The following is a 15,198-nucleotide window of genomic DNA, read 5'->3' as shown; positions in this document are numbered from 1 at the left end:
CCCCTCCGGCGACCAGTCTGCCTGACGGATCGCACGACCCCAAAATCGGACCGCCACGCCGGACCGACCCGCCGTGCGCCACTGGGCCGTCGTGGCGGGGGCTTAGTAGTTTGTACTCGTGACAGCTGCCGCCGGTGCGCACGAGATTCCCCCGCAGTACGTGCTATCCCCACTGGCACCTGAGCCCCGCACCCTCGTCGACATCCTCAACGACACGGCCCGGCGTTTTCCCGATGCACCCGCCCTCGACGACGGCACCGTCCAGCTCACCTACTCCGAGCTGATCGCCGACGTCGCCGACAGCGTGTCCTGGCTGGCGGCGCGCGGCATCGGCCGCGGCGACAAGCTCGGCATCCGGATGCCCTCGGGAAGCTATGCGCTGTATGTGGCGATCCTGTCGGTGCTGGCCTGCGGCGCGGCCTACGTCCCGGTCGACGCCGACGACCCCGACGAACGGGCCGAGCTGGTGTTCGGCGAAGCCAATGTGGTCGGCGTGATCACCGAGGCCGGCCTGGTCCGCGGACCCGGTTCGTCCCGCGGCTGGCGCGCGGCCGCCCCGCTGGGACGCGATGACGCCTGGATCATCTTCACCTCGGGCTCGACGGGCACCCCGAAAGGTGTTGCCGTCACCCATCGCAGCGCCGCGGCGTTCGTCGACGCCGAAGCGCGGATGTTCTTGCAGGACAATCCGATCGGGCCCGGGGACCGGGTGCTGGCCGGCTTGTCGGTGGCCTTCGACGCGTCATGTGAAGAGATGTGGCTGGCCTGGCGGCACGGCGCGTGCCTGGTGCCCGCCCCGCGATCGCTGGTGCGCAGCGGCATGGACCTGGGTCCGTGGTTGGTCAGCCGCGACATCACCGTGGTGTCCACCGTGCCGACGCTGGCCGCGCTGTGGCCGGCCGAGGCCCTGGAGGCCGTACGGCTGTTGATCTTCGGTGGCGAGGCCTGCCCGCCCGAGCTGGCGGCCCGGCTGGCGGTCGACGGCCGCGAGGTGTGGAACACCTATGGCCCCACCGAGGCGACCGTGGTGGCCTGCGCCGCGCAGCTGGACGGCCAGGGCCCGGTCAGCATCGGCCTGCCACTGGCCGGCTGGGACCTGGCGGTGGTGGACAAGGATGGCCTGCCGGTGGCTGTCGGCGACGTCGGCGAGCTGGTGATCGGCGGGGTGGGCCTGGCCCGCTACCTAGACCCCGAGAAGGACGCCGAGAAGTACGCACCCATGCCGACGCTGGGCTGGAACCGGGCCTACCGCAGCGGTGACCTGGTGCGTCTGGAAGCTGACGGCCTCTATTTCCAGGGCCGCGCCGACGATCAGGTCAAGGTCGGCGGGCGCCGCATCGAACTGGGTGAGGTCGACAACGCCCTCGTGCACCTGCCAGGTGTCAGTGGCGGTGCGGCCGCGGTGCGCAAGACCGCCAGCGGCACCCCCTTGCTGGTCGGCTACATCGCCAGCACCGATCCCGATTTCGACCTGGCCGCCGCGCGTACCGCACTGTCCGAGTCGCTGCCGGCCGCCCTCGTGCCCCGGCTGGTATTGCTCGATGAACTACCCACCCGCACATCGGGCAAGGTGGACCGCAACGCACTGCCGTGGCCGCCACCCGGAGATGCCGATCAGGACGCCCCACAACTCGACGGCACCATGGGCTGGCTGGCCGGATTGTGGCGCGACGTGCTCGGCACACCCGTCGAGGGTCCCGAGGCGGACTTCATCGCACTCGGCGGCGGATCGCTGTCCGCCGCGCAGCTGGTTGCCGCACTGCGCCAGCGCTACCCGCTGGTGACCGTCGCCGACCTCTACGACCACCCCCGGCTCGGCTCCCTGGCCGGCTACCTCGACGAACTCAAACCGCCGCCGCAGATCCACACCCGCGAGGTCAAACCGACCCCGCTGCTCACCCAGGCCGCGCAGGTGGCCCTGTCCCTGCCGTTGGCCACCCTCACCGGCATGCAATGGGTGGTCTGGCTCGCGGTGCTGAACAACGTGGCGGCGGTGACCGGCGTCGTGTCGTGGGCGCATCCGCTCAGCTGGTGGTGGGTGCTGGCCGGGTTCCTGCTGTTCGTCACCCCACTGGGCCGCATGAGTATCGCGGTGCTGTTCGCCCGGATGCTGCTGACCGGACTTGAGCCCGGCACCTATCGCCGCGGCGGCCCGGTGCACCTGCGGGTCTGGATCGCCGAGCGGCTGGCCGACGCCAGCGGCGCGGAGAACCTGGCCGGTGCGCCGTGGATGGTCTACTACGCCCGCGCCCTGGGCAACAGCGTCGGCAAAGGCGTCGACATGCATTCGGCACCCCCGGTGACCGGCATGCTCAAGATCGGCCACCGCGCCTCGGTCGAGCCCGAGGTGGACCTGACCGGGCACTGGATCGACGGCGACCTGTTCCACGTCGGGCCGGTGACGATCGGCAACGACGCCACGATCGGCGCCCGCACCACGCTGCTGCCCGGCGCGAGCGTCGGCAAGAACGCCGACGTCGCCCCCGGTTCCGCCGTGACCGGCAAGGTCAAGAACGGCCAGTACTGGAAGGGCTCGCCCGCCGTGAAGTCCGGCAAGGCCCGTCACCCGTGGCCCGATCACCGGCCGGGGCGCGCACCGGTGTGGGTCGCGGTGTACGGCGTGTCCTCGCTGCTGCTGGCCGGCCTGCCGCTGCTGGCCCTGGCCGCCGGCCTCGCGGTGATCGTGTGGGGTGTGCACAACACCGCCGCTCCGGCCGAGGCGCTGCTGCCCGCGCTGGCGTGGACCCCGGCCGCGGCCGCCGTCGCGCTGTTGACCTACGCCGCACTGACCGTGATCGGGGTGCGCATCCTCTCGGTGCGGCTCTCGGAGGGTTACCACCCCGTGCGCAGCCGGGTGGGCTGGCAGCTGTGGACCACCGAACGGTTGATGGACGCGGCCCGCAACTATCTGTTCCCGATCTACGCCAGCCTGCTCACGCCGTGGTGGCTGCGCCTGCTCGGCGCGAAAGTCGGTAAAGACACCGAGATCTCGACCGCCCTGTTCACCCCGAAGTTCACCGAGGTACAGGACGGGGCATTCCTGGCCGACGACACCATGGTGGCGTCCTACGAGCTGGGCGGCGGCTGGATCCACGTGGCCAAGGCCACCATCGGCAAGCGCGCCTTCCTCGGCAACTCGGGCATCACCCAGCCGGGCCGCAAGGTGCCCAATGACGGCCTGGTGGCCGTGCTGTCGGCCACTCCGCACAAGGCAAAGGCCGGCTCATCGTGGCTGGGCAGTCCGCCGGTTCGGTTGCGCCGCAACGCCACCGCCGCCGACACGCTGCGCACCTTCCATCCGTCGCTCCGGCTCAAGATCATGCGCTCGGCCGTGGAGACCTGCCGGTTGATCCCGGTGATCGTCACGTTCGCGATCGGCGTCGCCGTGCTCGGTGCGCTGCAGGCCGTGACGATGCGGTTCGGCTTCCTGTGGGCTGCGCTGACCGGCGGCGTGGTCCTGCTGATCGCCGGCGTGGTGGCCGGGACCATCGCAGTGATCGCGAAGTGGTTGGTGGTCGGCCGGATTCGCGCGGTCGAACACCCGCTGTGGTCGTCGTTCGTGTGGCGCAACGAGGTGTCGGACACCTTCGTCGAAACCGTCGCCGCCCCCTGGTTCGCCCGGGCGGCCAGCGGTACCCCGGTGATGAACCTGTGGCTGCGCGGGCTGGGCGCCTCGATCGGCCGCGGCGTGTGGTGCGAAACCTATTGGCTGCCCGAAGCCGATCTGGTGGCACTGGGCACCGGCGCCACGGTCAACCGCGGCTGTGTCGTGCAGACCCACCTGTTCCACGATCGCATCATGCGGTTGGACAGCGTTGTACTCGAAGAAGGTTCGACGTTGGGGCCGCACTGCGTGGCGCTGCCCGCGGCCCGGCTCGGTGCCGGCGCCACCGTCGGGCCCGGCTCACTGGTGATGCGCGGCGACGAGGTACCGCCGTCGACGCGCTGGCAAGGCAACCCGATCGCACCGTGGAACATGTTCGGCAAGAAGCGTGCGGCCGAAAAGCCCGCCGAAAAGCCCGCCAAGAAGACAGAAGACCCCGCCGCGTGACCCGATCGAAGAAAGCCGCGAAGAAACTTGCGCCCGCACCTGTTATCGACCCTTATCTGCCGCGCAACGGCAACTTCGGGTACCGGGTGTCGCGCTATGAACTCGATCTCGAGTACAAGGTGGCGATCAACCGACTGGCCGGGACCGCCACGATCACCGCGGTGACCCTGGCCGCGCTGCGCAACTTCACCCTCGACCTGTCCGACGCCCTGGCGGTGTCGCGGGTCTCGGTGAACGGCCGCCGCCCGGCCCAGTTCCGATGTTCGGGCGGGAAGTTGTCGGTCACCCTGCCCTCGGCATTGCCGGCCGGGGCCGCGATGACCGTCGTCGTCCGCTACAACGGAACCCCGCGCCCCATCGAATCCTATTGGGGTGACGTCGGTTTCGAGGAACTGTCGAACGGGGCCCTGGTGGCCGGCCAGCCCAACGGGGCGGCCTCCTGGTTCCCGTGCGACGACCATCCGAGTTCCAAGGCCAGCTACCGCATCCAGATCAGCACGGACAGCCCGTACTACGCCCTGGCCAACGGTGAACTGATCTCACGCAAGGCCCGCGCCGGGCACACGGTATGGACCTACGAGCAGGCCGAGCCGACGTCGAGCTACCTGATCACCCTGCAGATCGGCCAGTACGAGAGCCAGCGGCTGACCAAGACACCGGTACCGATGCACGCGGTGCTGCCCGCGCGGTTGCGCCGCGAGTTCGACCACGACTTCGAGTATCAACCGCAGATGATGAAGCTGTTCATCAAACTGTTCGGCCCGTATCCACTGGCCAGCGGCTACACCGTGGTGATCACCGACGACGATCTCGAGATCCCGCTGGAGGCCCAGGGCATCTCGATCTTCGGGGCCAACCACTGCGACGGGCATCGCGGCGCCGAGCGCCTGATCGCCCACGAGCTGGCCCACCAGTGGTTCGGCAACTCGGTGACGGCGCGACGCTGGCGCGACATCTGGCTGCACGAGGGATTCGCCTGCTACGCGGAATGGCTGTGGTCCGAACACAGCGGCGGCCGCACGGCCGCGGAGTGGGCCGAGCACTACTACGAACGGCTGCGCGACAAGCCCCAGGACCTTCTGCTGTCCGATCCGGGACCCGAGGACATGTTCGACGACCGGGTGTACAAGCGCGGCGCCCTGACCCTGCACGCGCTACGCACCCTGATCGGTGACCACAGTTTCTTTGCGCTCCTGCGGGATTGGACCGCCCGCTACCGCCACAGCACGGCCTTCACCAGTGACTTCACCGGGCTGGCCGCCGGCTACACCGACGTGCCGCTACAGCCGCTGTGGCAGGCCTGGCTGTATTCGAAAGAGCTGCCGGACCTGTGACCGACGGCGGCGCCGCCCCGGCAACCGGCCCCATCACGCGCAGCAGCGTCGCCCGCGTCGGGTTGGCGACGGCGATCAGTGCGCTGTGCGGTTACGCCGTGCTGTACCTGGCCGCGCGCGACCTCGAGCCCGCCGGCTTCTCGATCTTCAGCGTGTTCTGGGGCGCGTTCGGCCTGGTGACCGGGGCCGCCAACGGCCTGCTGCAAGAGGCCACCCGTGAGGTGCGCTCATCGCGGCACCGTGACCTCTCCGGAAGTCCCAGCACCCACCCGATGCGGATCGCGGGGCTGGTCGGCATCGTCGCGGCCATGGTGATCGCGCTCAGCTCACCGCTGTGGAGCTCGCACGTATTCGCCGAGTCCCGGGCGCTGAGTGTGGTTCTGCTCAGCATCGGGCTGGCCGGATTCTGCCTGCACGCAACACTGCTCGGCATGCTCGCCGGGGTGAACCGCTGGACCGAGTACGGGGCCCTGATGGTCACCGACGCCGGAATCCGGGTGGCCGTGGCCGCGGCGACGTTCGTGCTCGGCTGGGGCCTGGCCGGGTTCCTGTGGGCCACCGTGGCCGGAGCCGTGGCCTGGCTGATCATGCTGATCGCCGCACCGGCGGCACGGATGGCCGCCGGGTTGCTGACAGCGGGCAACCCTGCGACGTTCCTGCGGGGGGCCGCGCACTCTATCGCCGCGGCCGGTGCCAGCGCGATCCTCGTGATGGGCTTCCCGGTGCTACTCAAGGCCACCTCCGGTGATCTGGGTGCGGCCGGCGGCGTGGTGATCCTGGCCGTGACGCTGACCCGCGCACCACTGCTGGTTCCGCTCACCGCGATGCAGGGCAATCTGATCGCGCACTTCGTCGATCAGCGCGACAAACGGCTGCGGGCACTGCTGGCCCCGGGTGTGGCGGCGGCCGGACTGCTGGGACCCTGGCTGCTGCGGGTGGGCTTCGGCGACGAGTACCGCGCCGGGGGCCCCCTGCTGGCCTGGCTGACCGCGGCTGCCGTGGCCATCGCGATGCTCACCCTGACCGGCGCCGCGACGGTGGCGGCGGCCATGCACCGGGCCTATGCGCTCGGCTGGATCATCGCCACGGTCGCCGCGGTGGCGCTACTGCTGCTGCCGGTCGGTTTGGAGGCGCGCACCATCATCGCTCTGCTGTGCGGACCACTGGTGGGAATCGCGGTTCACCTGGGCGCGCTGGCGCGTGCGGCCCGGAAATGACCGTGTAGTTTGGTGCCCATCGACATGCGCTTCCACGACGTTTGGATCATCATCCCCGCCTTCAACGAGGCGAGCATCATCGGCGACGTCATCTCCGACGTGCGCTCGGTTTTCCCTAACGTGATCTGTGTCGACGATGGCAGCCGTGACGGCACCGCCGAGCAGGCACTGCAGGCCGGCGCACACGTCGTCCCGCATCCGGTCAACCTCGGCCAGGGAGCGGCCATCCAGACCGGCGTCGTATACGCCCGCAGCCGGCCCGGGGCCCGGGTGTTCGCCACCTTCGACGCTGACGGCCAGCATCAGGTCAAGGACGTCGTGCGGATGATCGACCGGCTCGACACCGACGGCGCCGATCTGGTGGTGGGGACCCGGTTCGCCAACCCCGACGCCCACGCGGTGACGCATACGCCGCCGCTGAAGCGGATCATCCTGCGCGCGGCGGCGTTCTTGAGCCCGCAGAGCCGGGCGCTCGGACTCACCGACGCCCACAACGGCCTGCGGGTGTTCGACAAGTTGGTGGCCGACGAACTCGACCTCACCATGAACGGCATGAGCCACGCCGGTGAGTTCATCTCGCTGGCGTACGAAAACCGTTGGCGCGTGGTCGAGGAGCCCGTCGAGATCCTCTACACCGACTACTCGAAGTCGAAGGGGCAACCGCTGCTCAACGGGGTGAACATCATCTTCGACGGGCTGTTGCGCAGGAGGCTGTCCCGATGAACTGGATTCAGGCGCTGCTGATCATCTCGGTGCTCGTGCTGTTGGCGTACCTGCTGGGGTCACGGCGCAGTGCGCGATCCAAAGCGTGGGTGAAGGTCGGCTTCGTGCTGTTCGTCGTCGCCGGCATCTACGCGATCCTGCGTCCCGACGACACCACCGTGGTGGCCAATTGGCTTGGGGTGGACCGCGGTACGGACCTGATGGAGTACGTGCTCATCATCGCGTTCGTGTTCGTCACGCTCTCGACGTACCTGCGCATCAAAGACCTCGAGCTGCGCTATGCCCGACTGGCCCGCGCCGTCGCCCTGCAGAACGTACGGGTGCCGGAGGAAAGCTAGCGGCTGAGCAACTCCGCCAACATCGCGATCCGTGCCTCCTCGAGTTCCGGCATCGGCAGCACGCGTCGCACCATCGCTGCGCCGTCGAACGTGTTGATCACGATGGTCAGCAGTACGGCGAACACATCCTCGGGAATCTGATCGACGCCAGGTGTGCTCTTGGCGGTTTCGTAGATGTTGTCGATGTACTCGGCGAGCACCGTCTGCAATGGGCCCCGCAGCTTTTCGTCGGTGCGGGCCGCCATCATCAGCTCGTGCCACACGGTGTTGGTTTCACTGCCTGCGATGTCGCGCAGGATCGTCAGCACGGCCGGCAGCGGCGGCTGCTCGGCGGGGATCTCCGCGACCAGCTTGCCGCCCAACTCCAGCTGACGGCGCGCCACCTCCTGGGCCGTGGCCGCCATGAAGTCACTCATGGTCGGGAAATGCCGGAACAGCGCGCCGTCGGAAACCTTGGCCCGCTTGGCGATCACCGCCGCCGAGGCCTTGGCATAACCGACCTCGATGATGGTGTCGATGGCGGCGTCGAGTAGTCGTGCGACGGTTTCCTCGCGGCGCTGCTGCTGGGTTCTGGCCATATCAGACCGGCGTATGGTCCAGCTTCTCAGCACCGGCCCGCAGGTAGCGCCCTGATTTCACCGATTCACCGTAGCCGTCCCGGAACTGACCGTTGCGGAACACCACGGCACCGTTGACCGCCGTCGCGACGACAGCGTCGTCGCTGCGGTTCACCATCCGACTCAGGCCGCCGTAGAACGGGACCGATTCCTCGTGGTACGCCTCGACCGTCTCGTTGAGGCCGGCGGGATCGATCACCACGAAGTCGGCGCGGTCGCCTTGGCGCAGCGTGCCGGCCGAGACGCCGAACCAGTCGGCGACCTCGGCGGTCAGCCGGTGCACGGCATGTTCGGTGGTCATGAACGGCCGCCCGGCCAGCTGAGCGTCGCGTACCCGCTTCAGCAGCTTCACCGGGTAGTTGTAGAACGCCATGTTGCGCAGGTGCGCACCGGCATCCGAGAAACCCATGTGCACCGACGGTTCCTTGGCCAGCTTGTCGAGGAACTTGGGCCGGTCGTTGGCCACGATGGTGGTCCAGCGAACGTTGCGCTCACCGTTGTCGACCAGCACATCGAGGAAGGCATCGAGCGGGTGGATGCCGCGCTCGTCGGCGATCTGACCGAAGCTCTTGCCGATCAGCGACTTGTCGGGGCATTCGACGATCGTGGCGTCGTGGAAGTCGCGGTGCCACAGGGTGGGTCCGAGCACGCGCCGGTCGAAGGACTTGCGGAACCGGCGGCGGTACTCGGGATCGGCGAGCAGCTTGTTGCGCTCGAACTGATCTTTGAGGTGCAGCGCGGCCGTTCCGGCGCCGAACTCCTCGAACACCGGCAGATCGATTCCGTCCGAATACAATTCGAATGGCACCGGCAGGTGCTGGAACCGCACCTTGGACCCCAGCACCCGGTTGAGCAACCGGACACCCGGCCCGAGCACCCGCACCGCACCGGGCGAGGACTTGGCGTCGGCCGACACCAGCAGGCTCATCCGCACGTCCCGGCGATGGCCGAACAGACCGCTGCTCTCCAGGAAGAAGTTCAGTGCCTCATGCACTTTGGCCACATTCGGCGCGCTCTGCAGCATCCGTCCACGCTTGCGCAGCACCTTGATCAGACGCCGGCGCTCACGCCACGTCGCGAACGTCGACGGCAAGGCGCGGGACCGGAAGCGGTCACCGTCCAACTTGTCGATCGCCGCGTCCATCCCCGACAGGCCGAGCATGCCCGCCTCGAGAGCCTCGTCGAGCTTGGCCGCCATGGTCTCCAGCTCGGCGTCGGTCGGGGTGACCCCGCGCGTGGTCGCCCGATCCAGCCCCAGCACCGAGGCCCGCAGATCCGAATGCCCCAGCAGCGACGCGATGTTCGGGCCCAGCGGCAGCTCGTCGATGGCCTTCACGTACTCGGCCGGCCCCGACCAGGTCTTGTGCTGTTCCAGGGCGCCCACCACGAACTGACGCGGGACCGCCTCGACGCGGCTGAACAGGTCGGCGGCGTCCTCGGTGTCGGAGTACACCGTCGAGAGCGAACACATGCCGAGCAGGACCGTGGTCACCCCGTGTCGCACCGACTCCCGCAGGCCCGGATCGAGCAGGACCTCGGCGTCGTAGTGGGTGTGCACGTCGACGAAGCCGGGGAGCACCCACTTGCCACCGGCATTGATGACGTCGGGGCAGTCGGTCTCATCCAGCGGGGTGGCCGACACCGCGACCACTACCCCATCACGAATCCCCAGCGTACGGACCTGCGGCGGGGCGCCGGTGCCGTCGAACCACAAGCCGTTGCGAACGATGACGTCGTAGGACATGGCGCAACGCTAAACGAGAAAGTGAGTACTCACAATCTTTTAGTGAGAATTACTCCTGAAGTATTCGACCGTCTTGGGGATACCCGCGGCCAGATCCACCTGCGGGCGCCAGCCCAGCACCTCGCGGGCCCGGGTGATGTCGAGCTGGGAACGACGCAGGTCACCGAGCCGCGCCGGGTGCATCTCCGGTTCGTCCGCAGCTCCGACGGCCAAGGCGATCGCGGTGTGCATCTCACGGGTCGAGGTATCCACCCCGGTGCCGACGTTGAACCGCTGGCCACCGCCCGCGGTGCCGGAGGCCTTCACGAAGGCGTCGACCACGTCGTCGACATACACATAGTCGCGGGTGTCGGTGCCGTCGCCGAAGATCTTGGTGGGCCGCCCGGCCAGCAGCGCCTGGGCGAAAATTGCCACCACACCGGCCTCACCATGTGGATCCTGCCGCGGGCCGTAGACGTTGGCCGGGGCGATGTGTGAGCAATCCAGGTTGTACAGATTGCGGAACATGTTGAAGTAGACCTCGCCGGCCACCTTGCTCGCCGCATACGGCGATGCCGGATTCGTCGGCGCATCCTCACTCGTCGGATAAGACGGCGGGGTGCCGTACACCGAACCACCCGAGGACGTGTGCACCACCTTGCGCACGCCGGCCTGACGGGCCGCCTCGGCCAACCGGACCACACCCACCACATTCACCGTGGAGTCCAGTTGCGGGTCGTCCACCGAACGCTTCACCGAGATCTGGGCGGCCAGGTGGAAGATCACCTCGGGCTGGGTGTCCTTGAGCAGCCCCAGCAGGTCCGCGTCGACGATGTCCGCCTTGACGAACTCGAAGTTGTCGCTGTTGTCGGCGCTGCTCAGGTTCTCTGCCCGCCCGGAGCTCAGGTCGTCGAGGCCGACGACGCTGTGCCCGTCCGCCAGCAGCCGGTCGACCAGCGTCGATCCGATGAAACCTGCAGCTCCTGTCACCAGTGTTCGCACGGGCACACCATACCGACGGCAACTATGGCCCCGCTGTGTCCGTACAGTCGGCAAGAGTGAACAAGGTCGCCCGCATCGCCGCCGCGCTGATCGCGCTGCATCTGGTGGTCCGGGCGATACTCGCGTTCGGCGGCTACTTCTACTGGGACGATTTGATCCTGATCGGCCGGGCCGGGACCCAGAATCTGCTGTCGCCGTCCTTCCTGTTCGACGACCACGACGGCCATGTCATGCCAGCGGCGTTCCTGGTGTCCGGCGCGGTCACCCGGTTGGCGCCGTTCTCCTGGGTGCTCGCCGCGGTGAGCCTGGTCGTGATGCAGCTGCTGGCGTCCCTGGCGCTACTGCGGGCGCTGTGGGTGATCCTGGGCTGGCGGCCGGTGCTGCTCATACCGCTGACCTTTGCGTTGTTCACGCCGCTGGCGTTGCCCGGGTTCGCCTGGTGGGCGGCCGGCCTGAACACCCTGCCGATGCAGGCCGCGCTGGCCTGGGTGGTTGGCGAAGCCGTGCTGCTCGTGCGGACCGGGGCTTCCCGGCATGCGGTTGTTGGTGTGCTCGTCTTTCTGGGCGGGCTGCTGTTCTTCGAGAAGGCAGCGGTGATCCCGTTCGTGGCGTTCGCGGTGGTGGCGCTGCTCGGGTATGTGACGGGGACCCATGGCTTGCGCGAGGTCTGGCGGCGCGGTCTTCGGCTATGGGTCGGGTGCCTGGCGCTCTTGGTGGCGTGGATCGGGGTGTACCTACTCGTCGTCGATCAGAAGCGGTGGAGCTTCGACGTCGCGATGACCTGGGACCTGCTGAGCCGCTCCTTCACCCACGGCATCGTGCCCGGGATTGTGGGCGGGCCCTGGTCCTGGCAGCGATGGGCGCCCGCCTCCCCGTGGGCCACCCCGCCCGTCTCGGTGATGGTGCTGGGGTGGGTGGTCTTGATCGTCGCCGTGGCGGTGGTGCTGGTGCGCAAGCAACGGATCTGGCCAGTGCTGGCCGTGGCTCTCGGTTATGCCGTGGCCTGCCAGATCCCTATCTATCTGATGCGCTCGTCCCGGTTCACCGCTTTGGAACTGGCGCAGACGCTGCGTTACCTGCCGGATCTGGTGGTGGTGCTGGCGCTGTTGGCAGCGGTGGGATTCTGTGCGCCGAACCGGCCGTCTTCCGGCCTGCTTTCAGCGTCGCGGGCCCGCACTGCCGTATGTGTCAGTGTCGCAGCGCTTTTCGTGACCAGCAGCCTGTACTCGACCTTCACCTTCTTGAAGGTATGGCAGGACAACCCGGTGCCGGCCTATCTGAACAACGCCCGGGCGTCGCTGGCGTCCACCTCATCGGCCGCTCCTCTCCTCGATCAAGAGGTCGACCCGCTGATCCTGCAGCGCGTGGCCGCACCCGAGAACCTGGCCAGCCACATGTTCGCCCTGGCGTCGCCCCGGCCCGAGTTCGCCTCGGCCACAACCGATCTACGCATGTTCGACCGGACCGGCAAGTTGGTCGATGCCAAGGTGACCTGGGTGCGCACCATCGTCGAGGGCCCAGCACCCAAATGCGGATTCCTGGTGCAGCCCGACGAACCCGTCGTCATGCCCCTGGACGGGCCACTCCTGCCGGCCGACTGGACCACCGAGATCAACTACCTGGCCAACAGCGACGGATCCCTGACCATGGCCCTGGCCGAAGGGCCCGAGGTGAAGGTGCCAGTGCGCCCTGGACTGAACCGTGTCTTCGTCCGACTGCCCGGAGCCGGCCAGTCCATCACCGTGCACGCCAACACCGCCGCACTGTCGGTCTGCATCTCCCCCGGACCCGTCGGATTCCTGGCACCGAGGTAGTCCGGGTGCTGAGATACTGAGGGTTGATTTGCGGGATCCTGCCGAGGGGGACGATCTGTGGGCGTGCTTGATGGCTTCTATTCGACGTGGAACAAAGCCAAGGACACGTTCGGCGTAGGCACCCCCACCGACGGCAGCCAGTACAACGGAAGCAGCTCGCAGCTGCTGAAGATGAAGTCCTCTATCGAATCGGCCCAGCCTGACGACCGCTGGCAAGGCAAGGGCTCAGAGGCCTACGCCGCGGCCAACAAGGAACACGCCGGCGTCTACGAAAAGCTGGCGGACCTCGACAAGAAGATGGCCGCCGAAGTCACCAACGCCGCGAACGTCGTCACCAACGGGCGCAATCAACTCGACACGACTAAGTCCTGGGTCGACAGCGCGGTCAACGCACTGCCTAGTTCACTCAGCGCCCAAGCCCGCGAGAAGAGCCTGATCCCGATTGCCAATCAAGGCATCACCCAGGTCAACAACACTGTCGAGAACGCCAATAAGGACATGAACACCATTGCCGGGCGCTTCACGGGCCTCAGGGGCGAGTTCGATGCACTGACGAATCAGAAATTCGCGCCGGGAGAGAAGAAGGGCGACGCCGAAGGCCTCACCGACAAGGACGGTGACGGCAAGCCGGACGAAGAAGATGTACATAAGCGGGCTGAGCAAGATGTCCAAGATGCGCTCAGCGGAAACAAGGAAGCAGCCGCCCGCGTTGATGAGGCGCTAACCGGTATCACCCCCGGCCAGAAGCTGACCGAGACCCAAGGTGCCTACCTCAGCCAAATGCAAGCGCAACAAAAGGGAATGTCGCTAGAACGGCTCGAAGAAGTGCATAAAAAGCTAGGCGAGCATGGAGATATTCTTCCTAATTCCTGGCAGCTCATGAGCAATAAAGATGTAGAATTTCCGACCACCGCGACAAAACCAGAAGCATTAGACGATCCCAACAATTTGACCAGGGGCGGCTCAGAAAAACTCCCCAATAGCGTGATTGATCCACTACAAACTTCCGGCACCTCGTATACCGAACATGCCCAGGCAATTGCGAATATCGTTGATACTGGTGATAAATCACTCCAACGGGGCACTGAACTTGATCGCGCATTGCTTAATAAAGCAGATGCAATCATGGACACGCCCCCGTGGGAAAAAGACCGCGCAAGCCAAGGAGAAGATTTCGGACGAGATCCATTCTTCGATCCGGCCGTCTCCGATATTTTTGCAGCCGTCGATGATGATCACGAAGTTGTGCGGGACCACTTGGTGGGCGGAAAAGGTCAAGACTTTCTGCACGACATAAACAACCACGCGTGGTCAGATAAAGGAACGGCCGCAGGGGCACTTTTTGAGTGGACAAAGGACACAACTGGACCGGATAGCAAAATTGCGGCCGAGACAGCGGAAGTGTACGGGAAATACCTCGGGGTTTACGGCGAGAAATTACTCGACCTGCCAGGACATGAGAGCCTAGGCGACCGTAATCCTAACCTAGTGCAATCATTCGCCCACGGGTTGGCTCCATATCAGGAGGCAATGGTCGGCGAGAAGAACGTCAACGGATTCGATCCCCTGGACAGCCTGGGAACGAATATGACTAACACTCGAAATCTATTTGCAGTCCTCGATTCGGACCCGGACGCTGCAAAGTACTTCAACAGTGAGGCATACAAGAGCGTCAAAGACTACCAGGATGCTTTCGCAGATGCCGCTAAAAGTGACCCATCAGTACCCGGCAGCAACCCTCACCACGGCGATCTGGCCAAAGCGGGTCGACTATTGGGCCTAATAGACGCCGGCGCTTACATCGAGACTGCGAATCACAACGAGAATATTCAACAAAGCGCGTACGACCACGCCAAAGATGCATGGGATATCAAGAAGGCGGGGTGGGATGTAGTTGGGGAAAATATTCCCGTCGTAGATCGTCTTCACGCAGCTTTAGAGCAAGGGATGATCGGGCCTGAGCCGGTGGAGTCTGATTTCCCGGAAGGCACCACCTCGACGAACGTGGGGGTGCACAATGACGATCGGCAGTTGGGCAATGGGGCGACGCACGCTGCATACTCAATCGCGGCCGGCTTGGTGCACGGCCCGAATAATGACATAGTGGCGCAGTATTTCAACGGTGACGCACTAATGACCCCCGCAGAGGTCCGCGCCCGCTACGGCGAATCAGGCTGGGAAGATTACCGCAGCCAACTCAGCCGATATTTCGCAAACACTCATCCTTCACTTGGATTCGCGATAAGCGATTTCCAATCGCAATACACCGCCCCCAATACCAATCTCCCAGAAAGAGAAGACTAATTGATGGCGATAACATCACGACTCATAGCCGCCGTATCCTGGATACCGCTGTCCTTGACCCTGTTATCGTGCACG

The 15,198-nt window shown here is 66.2% G+C and carries 10 protein-coding genes; 7 read left to right on the top strand and 3 right to left on the bottom strand.

Annotated elements, in window-relative coordinates:
* Positions 1-118 precede the first annotated feature (118 nt).
* From BN2156_RS23640 to BN2156_RS23620, 5 genes are read left to right on the top strand one after another with little or no spacing between them, the layout of a single operon-like run.
* Entirely contained in the window at positions 119-4,051 is a 3,933-nt protein-coding gene (locus tag BN2156_RS23640; protein WP_090517267.1) for a Pls/PosA family non-ribosomal peptide synthetase, read from the top strand.
* Positions 4,048-5,385, top strand: coding sequence for a M1 family metallopeptidase (locus BN2156_RS23635; protein WP_090517266.1), 1,338 nt, complete (start codon positions 4,048-4,050; stop codon positions 5,383-5,385). Before BN2156_RS23640 ends, BN2156_RS23635 begins: the two co-directional genes overlap by 4 nt.
* Complete coding sequence (locus BN2156_RS23630) at positions 5,382-6,602, top strand: lipopolysaccharide biosynthesis protein (protein WP_090517265.1); 1,221 nt, start codon at positions 5,382-5,384, stop codon at positions 6,600-6,602. The genes BN2156_RS23635 and BN2156_RS23630 overlap by 4 nt, the downstream gene beginning before the upstream one ends.
* 24 nt (positions 6,603-6,626) lie before the next feature.
* A complete protein-coding gene (locus BN2156_RS23625) occupies positions 6,627-7,325 on the top strand; it encodes a polyprenyl-phospho-N-acetylgalactosaminyl synthase PpgS (protein ID WP_090517264.1) in 699 nt (232 codons plus the stop codon).
* Positions 7,322-7,663 (top strand): DUF2304 domain-containing protein, encoded by a 342-nt coding sequence (locus tag BN2156_RS23620; protein ID WP_090517263.1) that lies wholly within the window; start codon positions 7,322-7,324, stop codon positions 7,661-7,663. Before BN2156_RS23625 ends, BN2156_RS23620 begins: the two co-directional genes overlap by 4 nt.
* Here BN2156_RS23620 and BN2156_RS23615 read toward each other — a convergent pair.
* Genes BN2156_RS23615 through BN2156_RS23605 form a run of 3 tightly spaced genes read right to left on the bottom strand, consistent with a single transcriptional unit; the run spans position 7,660 to position 11,005 of the window.
* Complete coding sequence (locus tag BN2156_RS23615; RefSeq protein WP_090517262.1) at positions 7,660-8,241, bottom strand: TetR/AcrR family transcriptional regulator; 582 nt, start codon at positions 8,239-8,241, stop codon at positions 7,660-7,662. The two genes, BN2156_RS23620 and BN2156_RS23615, sit on opposite strands and share 4 nt — an antisense overlap.
* A 1-nt stretch (position 8,242) precedes the next feature.
* Positions 8,243-10,024, bottom strand: a complete 1,782-nt coding sequence (locus BN2156_RS23610) for an N-acyl-D-amino-acid deacylase family protein (protein ID WP_090517261.1) — start codon at positions 10,022-10,024, stop codon at positions 8,243-8,245.
* Between the two features lie 39 nt (positions 10,025-10,063).
* Positions 10,064-11,005 (bottom strand): GDP-mannose 4,6-dehydratase, encoded by a 942-nt coding sequence (locus BN2156_RS23605; protein ID WP_210436696.1) that lies wholly within the window; start codon positions 11,003-11,005, stop codon positions 10,064-10,066.
* Between the two features lie 56 nt (positions 11,006-11,061).
* Here BN2156_RS23605 and BN2156_RS23600 point away from each other — a divergent pair, with 56 nt between their 5' ends.
* Positions 11,062-12,819, top strand: coding sequence for a hypothetical protein (locus BN2156_RS23600; protein WP_090517259.1), 1,758 nt, complete (start codon positions 11,062-11,064; stop codon positions 12,817-12,819).
* 57 nt (positions 12,820-12,876) lie between these two features.
* A complete protein-coding gene (locus BN2156_RS23595) occupies positions 12,877-15,123 on the top strand; it encodes a TPR repeat domain-containing protein (RefSeq protein ID WP_090517258.1) in 2,247 nt (748 codons plus the stop codon).
* Positions 15,124-15,198: the final 75 nt, after the last annotated feature.

Source organism: Mycolicibacterium neworleansense, assembly GCF_001245615.1.
GTDB lineage: Bacteria > Actinomycetota > Actinomycetes > Mycobacteriales > Mycobacteriaceae > Mycobacterium > Mycobacterium neworleansense.
Note: the sequence above shows the minus strand (reverse complement) of the source record. Positions and strands in the feature narration are given on the sequence as shown.